Origin of the sequence: Streptomyces sp. NPDC056347 (assembly GCF_042262625.1) — a bacterium.
Taxonomy (GTDB): Bacteria; Actinomycetota; Actinomycetes; order Streptomycetales; family Streptomycetaceae; genus Streptomyces.
The window spans coordinates 1-20,397 of sequence record NZ_JBHJQP010000151.1 but is presented as its reverse complement, the minus strand read 5'-3'; the positions used below and the strand labels follow the sequence as shown (position 1 = coordinate 20,397).

The 20,397-nt window shown below is 67.9% G+C and carries 13 protein-coding genes; 1 reads left to right on the top strand and 12 read right to left on the bottom strand.

The window, feature by feature from the left end; genetic code table 11:
* Positions 1 to 38 precede the first annotated feature (38 nt).
* From ACFCV8_RS27925 to rplU, 10 genes are all read right to left on the bottom strand, one after another.
* Complete coding sequence (locus tag ACFCV8_RS27925) at positions 39 to 833, bottom strand: class I SAM-dependent methyltransferase (protein ID WP_376688223.1); 795 nt, start codon at positions 831 to 833, stop codon at positions 39 to 41.
* Between the two features lie 135 nt (positions 834 to 968).
* Positions 969 to 1,817, bottom strand: a complete 849-nt coding sequence (gene rfbD, locus ACFCV8_RS27920; protein ID WP_376688224.1) for a dTDP-4-dehydrorhamnose reductase — start codon at positions 1,815 to 1,817, stop codon at positions 969 to 971.
* 32 nt (positions 1,818 to 1,849) lie between these two features.
* A complete protein-coding gene (gene rfbB / locus ACFCV8_RS27915) occupies positions 1,850 to 2,836 on the bottom strand; it encodes a dTDP-glucose 4,6-dehydratase (protein ID WP_376688222.1) in 987 nt (328 codons plus the stop codon).
* Positions 2,833 to 3,903 carry a glucose-1-phosphate thymidylyltransferase gene (locus tag ACFCV8_RS27910; RefSeq protein WP_376688221.1) on the bottom strand — a complete coding sequence of 357 codons (1,071 nt, stop codon included), beginning with the start codon at positions 3,901 to 3,903 and terminating at the stop codon, positions 2,833 to 2,835. The genes rfbB and ACFCV8_RS27910 overlap by 4 nt, the downstream gene beginning before the upstream one ends.
* Before the next feature lie 134 nt (positions 3,904 to 4,037).
* On the bottom strand, positions 4,038 to 5,210 hold the full coding sequence (locus ACFCV8_RS27905) for a glycosyltransferase family 2 protein (protein WP_376688220.1): 1,173 nt from the start codon (positions 5,208 to 5,210) through the stop codon (positions 4,038 to 4,040).
* Positions 5,211 to 5,406: 196 nt separating this feature from the next.
* Positions 5,407 to 7,440 (bottom strand): hypothetical protein, encoded by a 2,034-nt coding sequence (locus tag ACFCV8_RS27900; protein WP_376688219.1) that lies wholly within the window; start codon positions 7,438 to 7,440, stop codon positions 5,407 to 5,409.
* A gap of 150 nt (positions 7,441 to 7,590) precedes the next feature.
* Positions 7,591 to 9,090 carry a D-ribitol-5-phosphate cytidylyltransferase gene (locus ACFCV8_RS27895; protein WP_376688218.1) on the bottom strand — a complete coding sequence of 500 codons (1,500 nt, stop codon included), beginning with the start codon at positions 9,088 to 9,090 and terminating at the stop codon, positions 7,591 to 7,593.
* A gap of 304 nt (positions 9,091 to 9,394) precedes the next feature.
* Entirely contained in the window at positions 9,395 to 10,831 is a 1,437-nt protein-coding gene (gene obgE / locus ACFCV8_RS27890) for a GTPase ObgE (protein WP_376688217.1), read from the bottom strand.
* A gap of 179 nt (positions 10,832 to 11,010) precedes the next feature.
* Positions 11,011 to 11,268 (bottom strand): 50S ribosomal protein L27, encoded by a 258-nt coding sequence (gene rpmA / locus ACFCV8_RS27885; protein ID WP_018103204.1) that lies wholly within the window; start codon positions 11,266 to 11,268, stop codon positions 11,011 to 11,013.
* A gap of 14 nt (positions 11,269 to 11,282) precedes the next feature.
* A complete protein-coding gene (gene rplU / locus ACFCV8_RS27880) occupies positions 11,283 to 11,603 on the bottom strand; it encodes a 50S ribosomal protein L21 (RefSeq protein WP_042812502.1) in 321 nt (106 codons plus the stop codon).
* Between the two features lie 283 nt (positions 11,604 to 11,886).
* Here rplU and ACFCV8_RS27875 point away from each other — a divergent pair, with 283 nt between their 5' ends.
* Positions 11,887 to 12,489, top strand: a complete 603-nt coding sequence (locus tag ACFCV8_RS27875) for an acyltransferase (RefSeq protein ID WP_376688216.1) — start codon at positions 11,887 to 11,889, stop codon at positions 12,487 to 12,489.
* 339 nt (positions 12,490 to 12,828) lie between these two features.
* Here the strand turns inward: ACFCV8_RS27875 and ACFCV8_RS27870 are convergent, their stop codons facing one another.
* Together ACFCV8_RS27870 and ACFCV8_RS27865 are read right to left on the bottom strand one after the other, a co-directional pair.
* The gene (locus tag ACFCV8_RS27870) at positions 12,829 to 13,380 is read right to left on the bottom strand and encodes a suppressor of fused domain protein (protein ID WP_376688215.1); all 552 of its coding nucleotides are present in this window, start codon (positions 13,378 to 13,380) and stop codon (positions 12,829 to 12,831) included.
* A 17-nt stretch (positions 13,381 to 13,397) separates the two neighbouring features.
* On the bottom strand, positions 13,398 to 20,330 hold the full coding sequence (locus tag ACFCV8_RS27865; RefSeq protein ID WP_376688214.1) for a polymorphic toxin-type HINT domain-containing protein: 6,933 nt from the start codon (positions 20,328 to 20,330) through the stop codon (positions 13,398 to 13,400).
* Positions 20,331 to 20,397 lie beyond the last annotated feature (67 nt).

Sequence of the window (20,397 nt, the reverse complement as noted above, 5' to 3'; positions counted from 1 at the left end):
CCGTGCGACGGACCCGCGGGGGCTTCGTGTGCGGCCGGTCAGCCGGTCACCCGCTGGATGCGCGGGCGCAGCGGCGCGAACGCGGAGCGCGGGCGGTGCAGATTGCGGGCGCGGGCGAGGGCCGGCCAGAAGTCGGCGCGGAGCAGCGCCTCGGGCCGGACAGCGCTCTTGCGGTTCAGCACTTCCTCGGGGACGTCCTGCGGGTCGGGTACGACGTACTCCTCGATGATCTTGTCGTACGCCTTCTTCAGGGTGTCGTTCGCCGGGTCGGCGCCGAACACGACGACCACACCGGTCGGCTCCGTGTCCACCTCGGCGACCACCAGGTCGGGGCGGTAGCGGCGCAGCACCTGCACCACCTTGTACACGTCACCGGTCCAGTACTTCGTGTGCCGGTCCCGGGCGGCCTCGTCGACGTCGCGCGGCAGCATGTCGTCCAGCACGATCACGCTCGACCAGCGGGAGTGCTTCTCCACGTTCATGAAGTCGCGCAGGGCGTACTCGAAGAGGTGCATGCCGTCGATGAAGGACAGCTCCAGCTTCGGGTCGCCGCCGAGGAGGTTGAGCGGGTCGCGGCGGGCGAGGGCGCGGAACGGGTTGCGGCCGTTGCGCAGGTGCAGCAGCGGGTCCTTGCGGGCGAAGAAGTCGTCGCTGGTCGCCCTGACCAGGTGGACGTCGCAGCTGATATCGGTGACGACCCGGAAGGCGGGGTCGACGGCGACGGAAGGGACCCGTGAGAGAGCCAGGCTTCTGCCGTCGTTGACCCCGATCTCCAGATAGTTCCGGGGGCGGTAGACGCGGTGCAGGTGACGCAGGAAGTCATGGCGGTTCACGTGGAGCAGCCCTTCGCAGAAACCAACTGGCTGGATGCTCGGCGAAGTTATCTTATGATCGCACGATGACGTAAGCGTTTCCTGCTATGTAAATCCGTGTTGCGTCCCTCTTCGAATTAGTCGATCAATTGACCATCACGGGCGCTCCGCCGCGAGCAGCGCCGGAAAAGCCTCCGCCAGCGCATTCCGCCAGTCCCGCACCGGTTCGATCCCGGCGGCGGCCCAGCGGTCGTGCCCCAGCACGCTGTACGCGGGCCGGGGCGCCGGTCGTACGAAGGCTTCGCTGGTCGTGGGGCGGACGCGCTCCGGATCGGTGCCGAGCAGCCGGAAGATCTCCCGGGTGAAGCCGAACCAGGTCGTCTCGCCGCCGCTGGTGCCGTGGTAGACGCCGGCGGGCGCGGCGCCCGCGAGGGCCGCCTGCCCGAGCCGGACCAGCCGGTCGGCCAGGTCGACCGTCCAGGTGGGCTGGCCGCGCTGGTCGTCCACCACGTCGAGGGTCTCTTTGACCCCCTCCAGCCTGATCATCGTACGGACGAAGTTGCCGCCGCCCGCGCCGTACAGCCAGGCGGTGCGGACCACGTACCCGGACTCCGGCAAGGTGCTCAGCACGGCCCGCTCGCCGGCCAGCTTGGTGCGGCCGTAGGCGCTGCGCGGCCCGGTCGGGTCGTCCTCGGCGTACGGCTTCTCGGCGTCACCGGCGAAGACGTAGTCGGTGGAGACCTGGAGGAGTACGGTGCCGTGCTCGCGGCAGGCCTCGGCGAGGACCGCGGGGCCCGTGCCGTTGACCCGCAGCGCGGCCTCCTCCTGGGACTCCGCGTCGTCGACCGCGGTCCAGGCGGCGCAGTTCACCACGACGGCCGGGCGGTGTTCCGCGAAGGCCGCCCGCACCGCGTCCGGGTCCGCGACGTCCAGCGCCGCGCGGTCCGCGGCGACCGCGGTGACGTCCTCGGCGGCGAGCCGGGCCAGGACGTCCCGGCCCAGCATCCCGGCGGCGCCGGTGACCAGCCAGACGGCGCTCACAGAGCGGCCCTCTCCTTCAGCGGCTCCCACCAGGCGCGGTTGTCGCGGTACCACTGGACCGTCTCGGCGAGGCCGGTGCGGAAGTCCTTGCGGGGCTCGTAGCCCAGCTCCTCACGGATCTTGGTGCAGTCGACCGAGTAGCGGCGGTCGTGGCCCTTGCGGTCCTCCACATAGGTGACGCTGGTGTCCCAGTCGGCTCCGCAGGCGTCCAGCAGCAGCCCGGTGAGCTCCTTGTTGGAGAGCTCGGTGCCGCCGCCGATGTTGTAGACCTCGCCGGCCCGGCCCTTGGTGCGGACCAGCTCGATGCCCTGGACGTGGTCGTCGATGTGCAGCCAGTCGCGGACGTTGGCGCCGTCGCCGTAGAGCGGGACCGTCTTCCCGTCCAGCAGGTTGGTGACGAAGAGCGGGATGACCTTCTCGGGGAAGTGGTGGTGCCCGTAGTTGTTGGAGCAGCGGGTCACCCGCACGTCGAGGCCGTGCGTGCGGTGGTACGACAGCGCGATCAGGTCGCTGGACGCCTTGGCCGCGGAGTACGGCGAATTCGGCGCCAGCGGGTCGGTCTCGGGCCAGGAGCCCTCGTCGATCGAGCCGTACACCTCGTCGGTGGAGATGTGCACGAAGGTCTTGATGCCCGCCAGGTGCGCGGCGTGGATCAGGGTGTGCGTGCCCACCACATTGGTACGGACGAACTCGGCGCCCCCGTCGATGGAGCGGTCCACGTGCGACTCGGCGGCGAAGTGCACCACCTGGTCGTGCTCGGCCATCAACTCGGCGACCAGCTCCGCGTCGCAGATGTCGCCCTGCACGAACCGGAAACCGGGGTGCTCGCGCACCTCGTCGAGATTGGCCGGATTTCCCGCGTAGGTGAGCTTGTCGAGCACGGTGACCGCGACATCGCCGGGGCCCTCGGGGCCGAGCACCGTACGGACGTAGTGCGATCCGATGAAACCGGCACCGCCGGTCACCAGGATGTGGGTGGTCATGAGGAGATCTGCACCTTGCTGTGGTCGCCGAGCACGAGTCGGTGGGCGGACGGGGAACGGGGGGCGGGAGTCACTTCGACGTCATGGCCGATGAGCGACGCCTCGACGCGGCGGACACCGACGATGGAGGCACCCTTCAGGACGATGGAGTACTCGATCTCGCTGTCCTCGATGCGGACGTCCTCCGAGACCGAGGTGAAGGGGCCCACGTACGCGCCGCTGATCACCGACCGGGCTCCGACGATCGCGGGACCCACGATCCGGCTGGCGCTGACCTTGGCACCCGGCTCGATCCGGACCCGGCCGATGATCTCGCTCTCCGCGTCCACCTCGGCGCCCTCGTGGGAGGGCTCGACGGTCTCCAGGACCGTCCGGTTGACCTCCAGCATGTCGGTGACGTTGCCGGTGTCCTTCCAGTAGCCGTGGATCGTGGTGGAACGCACGTCGCGCTTCTGGTCGATCAGCCACTGGATGGCGTGGGTGATCTCCAGCTCGCCGCGCCAGGACGGCTCGATGGCGCGGACCGCCTCGTGGATCGCGGGGGTGAAGAGGTAGACGCCCACGAGCGCCAGATCGCTCTTGGGCTCCTTCGGCTTCTCCTCCAGCGCCACCACCCGGCCCGCGTCGTCCAGCTCCGCGACGCCGAAGGAGGTCGGGTTGGGCACCTGCGTCAGCAGGATCTGCGCGTCGGGCCGGTCCGAGCGGAACTCCTCCACCAGACCGGTGATCCCGCCGACGATGAAGTTGTCGCCGAGGTACATGACGAAGTCGTCGTCCCCCAGGAAATCGCGGGCGATCAGCACCGCGTGCGCCAGCCCGAGCGGCTCGTCCTGCGGGATGTACGTGACCTCGATGCCGAGGGCCGAGCCGTCGCCGACCGCTTCCCGGATCTCGGGGGCGGTGTCGCCCACGATGATGCCGACCTCGGTGATTCCGGCGTCCGCGATCGCCTCCAGCCCGTAGAACAGCACGGGCTTGTTCGCCACGGGCACCAATTGCTTGGCCGAGGTGTGCGTGATGGGACGCAGGCGGGTGCCGGCCCCTCCGGACAGTACGAGAGCCTTCACTTGACCAGTCCCCAAGAAGATCTGTCGGTCCCGCCGCATCCGCGACGTCCGATCAATTTTACTGAGATTCGGTGTGATATTCGGGGAATCCGCCGCACTCACCCGTTGGAAGTACGCACGCTTTACAAGCCCCATTACCCCACATTCAGGCGCTCCTTCCAGCGCATCGCGTCGCGGCGCATCCTGCGGGCCACCCGCCGGGACAGCGAGGCCCGGCGGGCCGCCTCCCCCGGCCGCTCGATGCGCTTGCCGTCACGCCAGTCGGGCACGGTGACCTCGTACATGGAGTCGGGCAGCGCCGCCGCCCGGTCACGGAAGCGCGGGTACGCGAGGTAGAGAGTCCTGCCGTCGGGCGAGCGGACCATGTCCGGCACCGTCTTCGCCCGGACGTACCGCACCACCTCGACGAGGAGGTCCGGGCTGCCGTACGCCACGCAGGCGAGCCGCAGCCGTTCCGGAACCTTGATCAGCCGGGCCACACCCGCGTGCCAGTACGCGTCCATCAGCGGACGCGCGAGTTCCATCTTGTGCCGCCGGACTTCCTCGGAATCCCTCAGCACCACGGGCCCGAACTGCTGGAGCATCCCGACCGTGAAGGGCCGGACCATCAGGAAATCCCGCTTCGGCCCCGCCGGCTCGATACGGTGAATGAGCGCCATTATGGCGCTCATCGAGTCGAAGCGCCATTCGTAGGTACCGCTCTTCGTGACGTGCTTTCCGTCATCACGGCCCACCAGGTAATAGCAGACATAATCAGCGATCACCGAGATCCCGGCACCCCGCAGATACGCCTCCATCGTGAAGAGGGCGTCCTCGCCGGTACGGAGACTCTCGTCGAACCTCAGTGAGAGCCGTTCCAGCAGTTCGCGCCGGAAGAGTTTCTGCGCGCTCAGGGTGTAAATGACCTTGGAGCTGTACACGTCGACGCGCTCCTTGGTGGCGCCCCACATCGACTGCGGCGCCCCCCTGTTCACGCCGACCACCTTGCCGAGCACCACATCGGTTCCGGCCCGGTCAGCCATTGCCACCATGCGGGCCAGCGCCTCCTCGCCGAAATAGTCGTCGGCGTCCAGGAAGAACACATAGCGGCCGCGTGCCAGGCCGAGCCCCACATTGCGCGGCCCGCTGGGCCCGCCGGAGTTCTTCTGTCTGACGACCCTGGTCCGGACTTTGGACCTCGCCGCGAATTCTTCCAGATACTCACCGGTGCCGTCGGTGGAGCCGTCGTCCACCGCCACGATTTCAATCCGTTCGGCACCGATCGTCTGCGCCTCCACCGATTCGAGACAGCGGACGAGGTAAGGCATCGCTTCATATGCGCCGACGATCACGGTCACATCTGGAATTCGCGTCTGCTTCACGTAAACAGAAGACAGTCGACCGTCTCCATCGGTTGTCCGACGCCCCAAAAGCGTGTAGTGACACTCATCACAAAGGCCCGGTACAACCTTTTGCGAGGTTGTACCGGGCCTTGCTCGACCGGTAATGCGAATGAGCCGCCTCTCAGCTGCTCACGGGCTCCCCGAGGCTCTTGGCGACCCCGGTGTTCCGGGCTTCGGACTTGGCCGCGAGCGCCTTGACCGCGTTGTCGAACTGGACGATCGAGGTGGGCTCGTCCGGGCCGAGCAGGTACTGCTTCAGCTCGCGCCGGTCGTCCGCCAGGGTGTCCGAGGCCGGGTCCGCGACCGCGGCGAGCAGCTCGTCCAGCTCGGCCGCCGAGTTGGACAGGATCACCGCGGCGCGCACCGCGGTGTTCTGCCGACGGAACTCCTCCGCGCCCAGCTCCGCCGAGTCCGTGACCGCGTACGGCTTGCCGCTCGCGATGAAGTCGGAGACCACGCTGGAGATGTCCGAGACCATGGCGTCGGACTCGTTGAAGCAGTCGTACAGCCGCATCCGGGCGCCGGTGACGACCCGGTGCTCCCACCAGCCCTGCGCACGCCAGGACGCCGCGTTCCACTCGTCCTTGAGCCGCGCCGTCTCCGCCTCGCGCGCCGGATCGGCCAGCGAGTCCCGGGACAGCTCCGCCTCGTCGCGCGCGGTGCTCGCGCCGCCACCGGCCAGCTCGGCCAGTCGCGCCTCGATGCGGGCCAGCTCGGCCCGCGCCGCGGCCTGGTCGCCCTTGAGCGCGGCGGCCTGCTCCGACCAGCGGGCATCGGTGGCGCGCTCCGCGGCGGCCTTCTCGATCATCGCCGTGATGCGCTGGTGCACGGCCTTGGCCTTGGCGCTGCGGGTGCCGGTGAAGGGGTGCGGCTTGTACAGCAGCCGGACCGGCCGCTCGGCCGTCAGCAGCCGCCTGACGATGTTCTCGCCGGCCAGCAGCAGGGAGGTGTTGCCCGGGTTGTCGTCCCAGCCCTCCCAGGTGGGGGCGTACAGCACGGTCGGGATCGGGTTCTTCTGCGCACCGGACCACGGCTGGATGGTGGCCAGCTGCGGGCGGCCCACCTCCACGATGTCCTCGTCGCGCACGCCGACGTCGGCCAGCGCGTACCGGTCGCGGCCGGCCCGGCCCGCGGTCCACACCTCGTCGTAGACCTTGCTGTACGGGTTGACGCTGGCGATCTTGTCGCTGTCGCCGTGGCCGATGAAGACGTGCTTCATCGTCGGCACCCGGAGCAGATGGATGTTCTTGCCGACGTTGGCCGCGTAGAGCGCGACCCGCACCGACGAGAGGTCCATGTTCATCAGGTGCACGCCGCCGGGCACGCAGAGCACCGGCACCGAGGTGGTGGCGAGCTGCGGCACGATGTTGCGCTCGCGCAGCAGGACCATCGGCTGCCCGCCGAGCTGGGCCATGGTCTCCAGCCACATGTTGACCTGGTAGGCCGACTCCTTGGAGCCCGAGAAGTACAGGACCACCGACGGCTTGTACTCACGCAGCCAGGTGTCCACCGCGGCCAGCGTCCGGTCCGCGGACGGCACCTGGCGCTTCGGGCGGATGTAGGGCAGGAGCAGCAGCAGGTAGCCGAGGGCCGCGAGGAGCGTCACGGCGAAGCCCGCGTAGGCGATGCCGTCCCTGCCGGTCTCGACCGCGATCAGCACGCCCGCGATGGCGAAGACGTCCAGATGGAGCATCTTCTCCGCGGGGCGGTTCATCAGCAGCGTCGGCGGGGCGTCGGGGACGCGCAGCCGCTCCAGGTCGACGTTGAGGGTGACCACCGGCAGCTTGCGGCGCAGCCGGATCAGCGTGACGATCGCGCTCTGCGGTGCCTGGAGTCCGTAGAAGAGCAGCAGGCAGGCGACCGTCACGTAGAACAGCGTCTCCTCGCCGTATCCCATGCGGGACAGCAGCAGGATGAGCAGCAGCTGACGGACCAGGAAGCGGATCGAAATACCGGCCCGGACGGTGGTGAGCCGGTTGACCAGGTAGCTCCCGCGGTGGTGCAGATAGCGGTCCGCGAGATAGGTGGCCGCGACGGCCGCGGCGAAGAACCAGAGATTGGGGATTATTGCCGCGAGCATTATGCACGGGAACCCCACAGCCATCAGGAGCGCGGCGGCAAGCTCCGAACCGCTGCCCACCCGAGCCAAGCGCATGGCTTTCGAAATCACGAAGTACCGCTCCCGAGGGTGCCGACTTGTCTTTATGTTACGAGGGGATTGTGAAGGCAGAGCTTCACGAATTCGGACCCCTGCGGTTCGCCCGAAGCGACGGCAGGGGTCCGAATAGTCGATTGTCAAGCAGTATTACACATCGGCCTGTCGGTCCAGGACGGCGGCAAGGGCCTGCTCAAAACCGGATGCCTCGGAGGCACCCTTGGTGGGGTCCTGCTGTCGTACGTCGATGACATGACCGGTCAGCTCGGAGAGCAGGACGTCGAGCGAGGTCCTGGCCACCGCCTCGGAGGAGAGCAGGGTGCCTGCGGGCTCCTGGCCGAAGGCCTTGGTGCGCATCGGGGTGGCGGTGCGCTCGGGGTTCACGCAGTTCACCCGCACGCCGTCGGCCGCCCACTCGTCCGAGAGCGCCTGGGTGAGGTTCACCATGGCGGCCTTGGTCGAGGAGTAGAGGCTGTACTCCGCGCGGCCCCGGGTGTAGCTGCTGGAGGTGTAGAGCAGCAGCTGGCCCTTGGTCTCGGCGAGGTACTTGTACGAGGCCCGGGCGATCTGCACGGGGGCCAGGTAGTTGACGTTGAGCGCCTCCTGGATGGTCGCGCTGTCGGTCCCGGCGAGCTTGCCGATGCGGAGCACCCCGGCGGTGTTGATGACGTAGTCGACCCGGCCGGTCTCGGCGTACGCCTTGGAGAGCGCCTCGTCGATGTGGACCGGGTTCTCCACGTGCGTGCCGGTGGTGGAGCGGCCCAGGGCGTAGACGGTGGCGCCGTAGGACTCGGCGAGCGTCGCGATGTCCGCGCCGATGCCGTACGAGCCTCCGAAGACGACCAGGGTCCTGCCGGTGAGCAGCTCGCGGTAGGCGGCGTCGTCGGCGGGCTGCGGGGCTGCCGTGGAGGCCAGCTGGAACAGCTTGTCCGCGATGAAGACGTCGACCGGCTGCGTGACCTTCATGTTGTACTCGTCGCCGGCCACGACGTAGATCGGTACGTCGGGGAGGTACTTCAGCACGACCGAGCAGTCGTCGGTCGCCTGGAAGTTCGGGTCGCCCGCGGCGACCTCGTAGGCCCGGCGGATCGTGGACAGCTTGAAGGCCTGCGGCGTCTGGCCCCGGCGCAGCCGGGAGCGGTCCGGCACGTCGGTGATGAACTCGCCGTCGCCGCCGTGGGTGCGGGTCACGATGATCGTGTCCGCGGACGGGATGGCGACGTCGACCGCCTGGTAGCGGTCGAGGGCGTCGACGCAGTCCTTGATGACGCGCTGCGAGAGCAGCGGGCGCACGGCGTCGTGGAAGAGGACGTTGCGGTCCTCGCCCTCGGCCAGGCCCTCGCCGAGGGCCGCGATGGCGCGCTCGGTGGTCTCGTTGCGCGTGGAGCCGCCCTCGATCACCCTGACGACCTTGGTGAGGCCGGCCTTGGCGACGATCTTCTCCACGTCGGGCACGTAACCCGGCGCCATCAGCACGATGATGTCGTCGATGGAATCGGACTGCTGGAAGATCGACAGCGTGTGCTCGATAACGGCCTTGCCAGCGATCTTCAGCAGCTGCTTGGGAATGGACAGACCCACGCGCTGGCCGGTGCCGCCGGCGAGCACGACTGCTGTGGTTCGGGCTTTGGCTATGTGCTGAGCAGACACAGACGACCTACCTTGCGAGGCTGGGAGATACAGCGATGGTTGCACTCTCCGTTACCGTCTCGCAAGGTGGACGACGGCCGCCGCACGCCCCCGTGAAACCTTTCGTTCCCTTGTCATCAGGGCGAATACCGGAATCCGCGCCTCCCTGACGGGTGATCGACGCCACACGACTGAGCGGTATCAATCACCCCTGAGCAGGTTTGGTTCCCTCGGACGTGTGACAGGAGGAACGTGCTCCGGCCGGTCGCACAGGGTCCGTACGGGCTGTACGGGGCGCGCGACCGGCCGGAACAGGATGGCCGGATCAGAACGGGTTGAAGTCGTCGAAGTCGCGCTGGGCCTCGTCGCGCTCCGCCTCGCGGTCGCGGCGGCGCTGTGCCGCCGGGCGCGGCTCCTCGAAGCGGTGGTCCTCGCCCCGGCGGCCGAGCATCTCCGCGCCGGCGGACATCGACGGCTCCCAGTCGAAGACGACCGCGTTGTCCTCGGCGCCGATCGCGACGCCGTCCCCGGACCGGGCACCGGCCTTCAGCAGCGCGCCCTCGACCCCGAGGCGGTTGAGCCGGTCGGCCAGGTAGCCGACGGCCTCGTCGTTGTTGAAGTCGGTCTGGCGCACCCAGCGCTCCGGCTTCTCGCCGCGCACCCGGTAGAGGCCGTCCTCCTCCTGCGTGACGGTGAAGCCCGCCTCGTCGACGGCCTTCGGGCGGATGACGATCCGGGTCGCCACCTCCACCGGCTTGGCCGCGCGCGCCTCGGCGACGATCCCGGCGAGCGCGTAGGAGAGCTCCTTCAGCCCGGTACGGGCGACCGCGGACACCTCGAAGACGCGGTAGCCGCGCTTCTCCAGGTCCGGCCGGATCATGTCGGCGAGGTCCTGGCCGTCCGGGATGTCGATCTTGTTGAGGACGACGATGCGGGGCCGGTCCTCGAGGCCGCCGTACTGCTTCAGCTCCTCCTCGATGATGTCGAGGTCGGAGACCGGGTCGCGGTCGGACTCCAGCGTCGCGGTGTCCAGTACGTGCACCAGGACCGAGCAGCGCTCGACGTGGCGCAGGAACTCCAGGCCCAGGCCGCGGCCCTGGCTGGCGCCCGGGATCAGGCCGGGGACGTCGGCGACGGTGTAGACGGTGCTGCCCGCGGTCACCACGCCGAGGTTCGGGACGAGGGTGGTGAAGGGGTAGTCGGCGATCTTCGGCTTGGCCGCGGAGAGGACGGAGATCAGCGAGGACTTGCCCGCGCTCGGGTAGCCGACCAGCGCGACGTCGGCGACGGTCTTCAGCTCCAGGACGATGTCCCGGGCCTCGCCGGGCTCGCCGAGCAGCGCGAAGCCGGGGGCCTTGCGCCGGGCGGAGGCCAGCGCGGCGTTGCCGAGGCCACCTCGGCCGCCCTGGCCGGCGACGAACGTGGTGCCCTGGCCGACCAGGTCGGCGAGCACCTCGCCGTTCCGGTCGAGCACGACCGTACCGTCGGGCACCGGCAGGACCAGGTCCTGGCCGTCCTTGCCGGAACGGTGGTCGCCCGCGCCGGGCTGGCCGTTGGTGGCCTTGCGGTGGGGGTGGTGGTGATAGTCGAGAAGCGTGGTGACCGCCTGGTCGACGACCAGGGTCACATCGCCGCCACGGCCGCCGTTGCCGCCGTCCGGGCCGCCGAGCGGCTTGAACTTCTCGCGGTGTACGGAGGCACAGCCGTGGCCTCCGTTACCCGCGGCGACATGCAGTTCGACGCGGTCCACGAAGGTGGTCATGGGTGGAACCTCCAGTTACATCCGTACAGAAATGTCTCACTCGTGTCGTCCCGCCGCCCGCGCCCTGGGGCCCGGGGGAACGACGTTCCTCATGGGAGGAACACGCGAAAGGCGGACCCGCTTCCCGTACGGGAAGTGAGGTCCGCCTCCGCAGAGATCGCTCGACGAGCGCCGGGGTGTCAGCCGGCGATCGGAACGATGTTCACGACCTTGCGGCCACGGTGCGTGCCGAACTCGACCGCACCGGCGGCGAGCGCGAACAGCGTGTCGTCGCCGCCACGGCCGACGCCCGTGCCCGGGTGGAAGTGGGTGCCGCGCTGGCGGACCAGGATCTCACCGGCGTTGACGGCCTGACCGCCGAAGCGCTTCACGCCGAGCCGCTGAGCATTGGAATCGCGCCCGTTCCGGGTGGACGATGCGCCCTTCTTGTGTGCCATGTCTCCTCAGTCCCTTACTTCGCAGCCGCGGGGATACCGGTGACCTTGATCGCCGTGTACTGCTGGCGGTGACCCTGGCGACGGCGGTAGCCGGTCTTGTTCTTGTAGCGAAGGATGTCGATCTTCGCACCCTTGTGGTGGTCCACGACCTCGGCCTGGACCTTGATGCCGGCCAGCACCCACGGGTCGCTGGTCACGGCGTCGCCGTCGACCACGAGCAGGGTCGAGAGCTCGACCGTGTCGCCAACCTTGGCCGTGGAAATCTTGTCAACCTCGACGATGTCACCGACAGCAACCTTGTGCTGGCGGCCACCGCTGCGCACGATGGCGTACACGCGGATCTCTCTCTCGCTCGGAACGGAACCCCTGATGCCAGCCGCCCGCACGGGCTCGGGCCCGTGACGATCCGGAAGGATGAGCGGCCTCTCCCGGCGGGCGGAGCCGTCGGAAGGAATGTGCTCAGGGGAAGGCGCGCGTAGGAAACACGCCGATGGGCAAGATTACGGGGCTGCCCGCGGCCGGTCAAACCGGGCCGCTGTCGGACGCCTCGGGAGAGACCGTGTTCCGCCAGGTCGTAGGCTCGCCGCGCGAGGACCCACTCCGAAAGGCAGACGTTCAGTGAACTACAGAGTCCAGCCCACCGCCCAGGTCGACGAGACCGCCGAGATCGGCGCCGGGAGCAGTGTCTGGGAGCTCGCCCAGATCCGCGAGGGCGCCCGGCTCGGCGAGGGCTGTGTGGTGGGACGCGGCGCCTACGTCGGCACGGGCGTCCGGATCGGCGACAACGTCAAGATCCAGAACTACGCGCTCGTGTACGAGCCCGCCGAGCTGGCGGACGGGGTCTTCATCGGCCCGTCGGTGGTCCTCACCAACGACCACAACCCGCGCTCCGTCGACCCCGACGGCAAGCAGAAGCGCGGCGGCGACTGGGAGGCCGTGGGCGTGAAGATCGCCGAGGGCGCCTCCCTGGGCGCCCGCTCGGTCGCCGTCGCCCCGGTCCGGATCGGCCGCTGGGCCATGGTCGCGGCCGGCGCGGTGGTCACCAAGGACGTCCCCGACTTCGGTCTCGTCGTCGGCGTCCCGGCCCGCCGGATCGGCTGGGTCGGCCACGCGGGCGTGAAGCTCGTGGAGCGCGAGGGCGAGCCGGGTGTGTGGGAGTGCCCGCAGACCGGCACCCTGTACGCGGAGAAGGACGGGGCCCTGACGGAGCACACCGCGTAGCTCGAAGGCCTCGCGAGTCGGCCCGCGCGCGACAACACGAACTCAACTCTGCCCGCAGTGCACCGCTGAGCTAGAGGTCCAGTGCAGCTGCCTTCTCCGCAGCGCGGGATTCCACTCGATCTATTCCCTGGAACAGGGCATCGGCGTCGCTCGGGACGGACACCTCACTTGCCGCTTGCTGACGTTTCCGCCAAACCGCTGTAGAGCCCCACCGGATTATTCCTGGTGGGGCTCTACAACCGGGTTCAGAATCCCTAGATTCCCATCAAGGCCGAATCCAGCAATCCGCTGAATTTAGCTCCACAGCGAGATCCGCACAGCACGCAGGTTCCATCTCACTTAGAGGACCGGATCTCGATCGGGGTCCAGCACGTTTACAGCTCTCGAATCTAGCCTGGACTCAAACTCATCAAGGTTTTCACGCCTGATGAATTCGGCTTCACTCTTATGAATCGGCAGCAGCCACAGGAATCGCGCACGTCCAGCCTCAGGAGGAGACCACTCCAGTTCGGGCCCATACGGATACGGCAGGCTCACCAGAAGATGGTCCATACGTGAACCTGGCATCCACGGGCGTCCGATATTAATTACCGAACCAACCGTCAACCGATGAGCCTCGAAAGAGTGGTAGTGACTTACCATCGCCAACGTTTCCGAGTGAACGTCGGAAGCCACCGGCGACATGATAAAGAACTCGGTTCCGTCGGCGTCGGCTCCATCAAGCGAAGACCCCACCGTCACGTACACCCAAGCCTGACCAGCACGCTTGGGCATGACTCGATAGACAGTGAACTGCGGAACCCTCTCGCGAATTGGGCCCCGCTCCCAGGAGGCAGACTCCACAATATGACCGTCCCAGAAACTTCGAACATGCCCCTCGATGGCAGACATTCGTTCGTTTCCTTTAGTCATAGTCCCAGGTTCCTCTTAATCGCCTTTGAAACCTTTGTCATTTCAGCCCCTTGTGACCGCTGACAGGTTTGGCATGCAGCTCCGTTAATACCATCGTTCCTTGCATAGGCTTTTCGCTCTGCACCCGTCATCGCTGAGCCTCCGCCCCGATAGTAGTGCAGAACCAGTGGTGGATCATGCTCGGGAATCGGGGCATGCCGCGTACCTGTTGTCATCGTGGCACCACAGTCCGGGCAAGGCTGCCCCTCGCCCGCTGCCCGAGCGGCACGTCCACTCGCGCCGTCCGTCTGAGAGCCGCCGTAGTGCTTGGCGCGACTGTAAGCCTCAGTCGCTGTCACCGGGTTTTCCAGGTCAGTCGCAACACCGCTGGAATCAACCGCAAACCTGGCGCTGCCACAGTTGTGAACGAGTACCGGCGTAGCCCCTGCCAGCACATAGTACGTGTGGGTCTTGCTGACTGTGAGGTTGTAGACCGTCTCGTCCAGGACCGTCCAGCGCTTGACCGTCTGGATCGTTACCTGCTCCCCTGAGTCCGTGCGGAGCTGTTCGCCCGATTTCAGGTCGGTGGCGTTGATCCAGGCACCCAGTTCCGGCACCCAGAACGGGTGACCGTCCGTGGCCGTGACCGAGGCGGTCTTGTCGCCCTTGGGGCCATCGATGTCGAGGGTGACCTTGACGAGGTTCTTCAGGCCGCGACCCTTTATCTCAGCCGTGACCTTTTGGGATCTTATTTCGCCGGTATCAGGGTCCGTAGCGACGACTTCATCACCAATCTTGACCTTCTCGATCGGTTTGGATGAGCCGTCAGCCATGAGCACCAGGGTGCCTGAGGTGAAACTATTGCCGATAGGGCAGGAGCCCAGTTCCTGAGCCAGCTTCGACTTGCTAAACCAGGTCTTGACGCCACTGATCAGTTTGTCGAGCGCGCGCCCCACGGAGGCGATAAGTTCAGCGCCCTTCTTCCACTTCCATGGGAGGCCATATCTGCTGGCCAATTTGCCGATCATGCCGCCGGCCGCGCTGGTGACGACGTTGATGATGGTGGCGCCGCAGGCGCCCAGGGCGCCCGTGGTGAAGCAGTCGAGGGCGTCGGTGATGCCGAGTTCGTCGGCGGCGATCTTGGCCAGTTCCTTGGCCGCGGCGATCGCGCGCTGCTTGGCCACGTCGGCGTCGTTCTGCGCCTTGCGGGCCTTGTGCTGTGCCGGGGTCTCGTTCGGGGCCTGGACCTGGTAGTAGCTGTAGTAGTCCTGGGTGGCCTTGACGTCCCAGCCGCCCTTGTTGTTCAGGTTGCAGCTGATGCCGATCATCATGCAGTCGTCGGGCTTCAGGCCGTCCGGGTCGGAGAAGGTGACCGGGTTGTTCAGGCCGTACGCGTAGCCGTTGATCTGCTGGGGATCGGTGTAGTCGATGATCGGGTCGGCGGATATGAACCGACCGGTCCCGGAGTCGTACTCACGTGCTCCGAGTGTGGTGAGTCCGGTGGACTCCTGCACCGTGCCGCCGACGAATCCCTTGTCGTCCACCCAGTCCGACGGCGTGCGCTCGCGCTCGGCGCCGAAGGGGTCCATCCGACGCCGCTGGACGGTGCCGGTGGCCGCGTCCACGGCGAACTGTGCGGTGCCGTGGTGGTCGGAGGCCAGGAACGTCACACCGTTGTTGTCCCGGACCGCGACGGTCTGGCCGGCCAGGCCGTAGTAGCGGGTGGCCGTCACCGCACCGGTGGACTTCTTGAGGTGCAGTTCCATGCCCGGGAGGTAGAACGTGGACTCGTCCGCCGTCTTCCTCAGCAGACGCCCGCCGGACGCGTCGTAGACGTAGTCCGTGGTGGTGGCGTCGGCATTGGTGACCTTGGCGAGCTCGCCCTGCTTGTCCCAGTCGAGCTTCTGGGTGTCGCCGTTGAGCACACGGGTCTCGGTGTTGCCCGTGTTGTCGTAGGTGTAGGTGTTGGCCGACTTGACGGCCGGGGTGGACGAGGTGGCGGTGGTGTCCACCGTCTGGGTGGTGAGCTGGTGCGGGCCCTCGCCGTTCTCCCCGTAGGTGTACGTCTTGGTGGAGGTGGCGGAGCCGTTGATGCCGTGGGTGGTCTCCGACGTCCGGTTGCCGAGCGTGTCGAACGCGTAGGAGGACCAGTACGGTGCCGTACCGCCGACCGTCGTCGCTGAGGCGGCGGGGGCGCAGGCGGCGTCGGCCGGACCGGTGCCCGCGGCTCCGTCCGGGGTGACCTTCGACGTCCACGCCTCGGTCATCTGGCGCAGGCCGTCGTACCGGAAGCACTGGGCGTCGGCGGCGGCGCCGCCGGCCGGGGCGTCCACGATCGACTGGACGTTGCCGCCCGCGTCGTAGGTGTACCGGGCGTCGTAGGACACGGGGGTGCCCTCGACAGCGACCCGGGCGTTGACGAGCCGCGCGGTGCCCTGCTCGTAGGCGTAGGAAAGGGACGTCTTCTTGTCCCCGGCCCGGCCCGTGCTCAGCTCCAGACCCGTCAGCTCGTTCGTCGGCGAGTACGCGACCTTGGAGACGTAGTTCGACCCGCCGAGCGAGGTGTCCAGACCGATCGGACGCTGCAGGTCGTCGTACAGGTACGAGAGCGTCTCCTCGGCCAGGCCGCCTCCGGCCGGGACCGTCTGCGAACTGACCGTGCCGTCGGCGTTGTACTCGGTGTCGACCTCGTACGTGCCGCCCAGTTCGGGCTCGGCCGTCTTCGACAGGTAGTACTTGGTCTTGGTCGGTTCGAGGTCGTCGGAGAGCGCGGTGTGGGTCACCGACGAGAGGACGGCGCCGTCCTTGTAGGTGTACGTGCCGTACAACTCGCCCTTGGCCACCGTGTCGTACTTCGACACGGACAGCTTGGTGCCGGTGCTCGCGGCGCCCTGCCAGGTCTCGGTGACGCGGCCGATCTTGTCGTAGACCGACGTGACGGTGTTGTTCCGCGAGTCCGTGGTCGACAGCAGCCGGTCCAGGTCGTCGTACTCGAACGTGCTGGTGCCGGTGTCGGGGTCGGTCGCGCTGTGCTTGCGGCCCCGCTGGTCGTACGTGTACGTCCAGGTGTTCTTCTTGTCGTCGGTCACCTTGGCCAGCTGGCCGGACGGCGTGTACGCGTACGTCGTGGCGACGTAGTCGGCCGCGGTTCCCGTCGGAAGGGGCTTGTCGCCCTTGTACTGGCGCAGTTCGACCGTGCGGTCCTGCGCGTCCGTGATCGTCGTGGTCGGGATCTGGCCGTTCGGCGGATCCACGTGGACCCGGTCACCGCCGTAGGTGAAGGTGGTGCGGTTCTTCTCCACGCCCGCGACGTTGAAGATGCTGGCCGTGGTGCGGCCGGCCCCGTCGAACTCGGTCACCGTCTGTGCGTCGATGTCCGCGTTGACCGGGACGAACAGCGTCGAGGACGGTGCGCCCTTGGCGTAGTAGGTGCTGTTGGTCTTCACCACGCGGCCGGAGCCGTCGTAGTACGTGTCCGCCAGGAGGCGTCCGCCGCCCTGGGCCTCGGTCTGGACCTGGCGCGGCCTCAGCAGGCCGTCGTAGAGGGTGTACTCGTGGCGGTAGGCGGCTCCGTCCTTCTTGATCTTCTGCGTGTGCAGGTAGTTCGCGCCGTCGGCCCGGATGCCGTACTCATAGGCGATGGACGGGGTGTGGTCCGTCTTCGACCGGTCGGGCATCCACACCGAGACGATGCGGCCGAGCCCGTCGTACGCCAGGTCCGTGCGCTTGCCGTTCATGTCGGTCTGCGCCGAGACCGTGCCCCACTGGGGGGCGTACTCGGTGGTCGAGGCCCAGCCGAAGACGTTCGTCTCCGTCTTGGACACGGCCAGCCCGTACGCGTTCTCCTTGTAGGTGACCGTGGTCGGCGTCTTCGCCGCGTCGGTCGCGACCAGCGGGCGCCCGTAGGAGTCGTACGTGGAGGTGGAGACCTCCTGGTACGTCGCGGTCTTGCCGTCGTGCGCGGACAGCCGCTTCACCAGGGTCGTGTCGCCCTTGGTCGGCGCGGCGCCCACGGTGGTCGTGTTGTCGTAGAAGGTCAGGTCGTCGGAGATGACGTGCTTGGAGCGGTCCGTCGTCGCGCCGCAGTCCACCGAGACGGTCTCGACCCGCGACACGTAGCTGTACATGTGCTTGTCGGGGTTGTCGGCGTACTCGGTGCGGGTGCACTGGTTGTCGGCGACGTCCACGTCCCCGACGTCGGCGACCTGGACGGCACGGCCCTTGTCGTCGTACGACGTGGTGGACGCGGTCCGCCGCCAGCCGCCGGCCGCCAGCGCCTCGTAGGTGTCGGTGCGGCTGACCCTGACGAAGCGGGAGGTGGAGGTTCCCCAGTCCTTGACGCGGGTTCCGGTGACCTTGGTCCAGGGGACGTTGACCGACTTGGAGACGATCTTGTCGCCGTTGTAGGTCGTGGTCTCCAGTTCGGTGCCGGACTTCCAGTCGGTGTCCTCGTACTCATTCCCGTTGGAGGCGGTCAGTTTGACGGTGCGGGTACCGCCGCCGGGGTCGGTGTCCCCGTGCAGGCCGCGGAAGAAGACGTGCTCGGTCCTGGTGTTGGAGGGCTTGACGCTGCCGTCCGAGGTCTCGACCCGGACCTTGCCGTAGCCGCGCCAGTCGCTCCACGTCAGGTAGTCGGTCTTGGACAGTCCGTCGGGCCTGGCCTTGCGCCAGCCGGCGTCGCCCAGGTACGTGTACGTGGTGACCTGGTCCGGGGCTCCCCCGACCAGGTCCTGCTCGGCCACGTCGGTGACGACGTACTTGTTGAACCAGTCGGTGACGGGGTCCTTCACACCCGGCGGGTTCCACTTGACCGGGTAGCAGCGCACCGTCGACTCACCCGGTTTGGGCAGCGTGGTGGGGGTGCACTCCGGCTTCGAGTAGTTGACCGACAGGGCGCTGCCCGACTCGCTCTCCACACCGCTGAGGCGGAAGCGGTAGAACGGCTGGATGTTGTCGTTGGGGATGTCGATGCGGTTGGCGAGCTGGATGCCGTGCAGACGCACCGTGGGAACGGACTTGTCGGTGCCCACCCGGCCCGTGTGGTCGATGGTGTCGAGCCAGAGCGACCGGGAGCCGTCACCGTTGTCGGTGAACTTGTGCCCCAGCTTCCAGACGTCGACGTCCTCGTAGGTGGTGTCGCCGTCGCGGATCTGCGTGGTGATCCCGCTGAGCATCTTGCGGGTCCAGAAGGTGGGCGAGTTCTGCCCCGGGCACTTGGTGTCGGCCTTGCAGTTGCGGTCCCACGGCACGTCCGGCCAGTCGGCGGCCGTGGTGTCCTTCAGCGCCGATTCCGAGCAGTCCGTGAGCTTGCCCAGGCACCGCTCCTCGGTCGTGAACACGACGCGCGCGGCGGGCTTGGTGGAGTAGGCCTTGTTCTCCCGCTGCCCGTAGTCGATGCGCTTGAGGTAGCCGCCCCGGATGTACGGCTTGCCGTTCTCCCCGGTCTTCAGGCCCTGGGTGTAGTAGTTGGTCTCCGTGCCGTAGAAGTACGACATGGTGTTGCCGTGCGGGTCGATGACGTGGTCGAGGTTCCAGCGCCACGCCTGGTCGCAGTAGGCGTCCGCGAGGGTGGCCTTGTAGCAGGGCTCACCGCTGTCGTCACCGTAGACGGGGACGGTCCAGGCGGACTTGGTGGTCTCGTTGCCGGTCGCGAAGCCGGGCAGCCGGTTGCTGCCGAAGAAGAACTGGGTGCCGTCCGTGGCGGTGAGCTTCCAGTACTCGCCGTCGTCGTCGCCGTTGGTGGCGCCGGTGAGCTTCTCGATCTTGGAGAAATCGTCGGAGCCGACGTGCCACTCGCCGGTGGTGTCGTCCTTGATCAGCTCGCCCGAGGTGCCGCCGGCCAGCGAGATGGTGGCGTTGTCGAAGCCCCAGCACTGGTCGCCGTTGGTGTCGTCGTGGCCGTCGTCGGCGCACGGCTTGTAGCGGCGCTCGATGTAGCCCGGCTCGTAGCCGAAGCCCTCACCGATCCAGGAGCCCTGGTTGTTCGTGGCGGCGGTCTGTCCGTCGACCGACTGCGAACTGTAGGTGAGGGTGACTCCCGGGGCCTGTCCGCCGGGCACGGGCGGGGCGCTGATCGGGTAGGACCAGTTGAAGACGCCGGAGGAGTTGGAGACGCTCCACTGCGACGAGGGCTTGAGCGAGGTGGCGCCGAAGTTGCCCTGGTCGCCGCCGGCTCCGGCGGTGGCGGCCAGGACGGTGACGGGGGAGGCCGCTGCCGCCGCGGTCTTCGAGGCCGCCCCGTCCGTCGTCGTGTCCGTCGTCGCGTCCGGTGCGGCGGACACCTTCGCGGTCAGCGTGGAGCGCTGGGTGTCGTTGGTGGTCGCCAGCGGGGTGGCCGTGGAACATCCCGGCCGCTCCGGCGTGGTGAGCACGCACTCCGGATACGTCACCAGGTGCAGTCGCGAGCCGTAGCCGCCACCGTAGGCGCCGGTGAAGTCCCCGTAGTCGAGCGAGACCTGGACCGGTCCGCGCTTCGGCTCTCCGTCGGCCCGTGCCACGGTCATCAGCGGGCCGTCGATGCCCGCCTTCTCGGCCTTCTTACGGGCCAGGACCTCGACCCGGACCCGGTCCGGGCTGCCGGAGCCGGTGGCGGCGACCTTCAGGGGCAGGCCCTCGGCCTGTGTTCCCCGGGACCCCTTGGCCCCGACCGCGACCTCGTCGGAGGTGGCCTCGGGCCAGCTGACCGCGTCCGCCTCGGTCACCTCGGCGCGGGCGGTCTGGTCGGTGCCGGTGAACTTCCGGGCCTTGCCGTTCTTGCCGGAGACCGGATCGTCGTGCTTGGTCTGGAGTTCGGGCCAGGCCGCTCCCTCGGATTCGGTCGAGGCGGTGGCCTCCGGCGCGTACTGCGGCAGCAGTCCGACGGAGAGGGCCAGCGCCACGGTCAGTACGCAGTTGCGCACCGTGCGTACGGGTATGTGGAAGCGCGGTCTTCCAAAAGGTGATGAGCGCATTGATGCTCCATCAGGAGTGATCGGTGGGAAACATGCGGTAACGCAGGCGGCAGGGGCGGGACGCGGA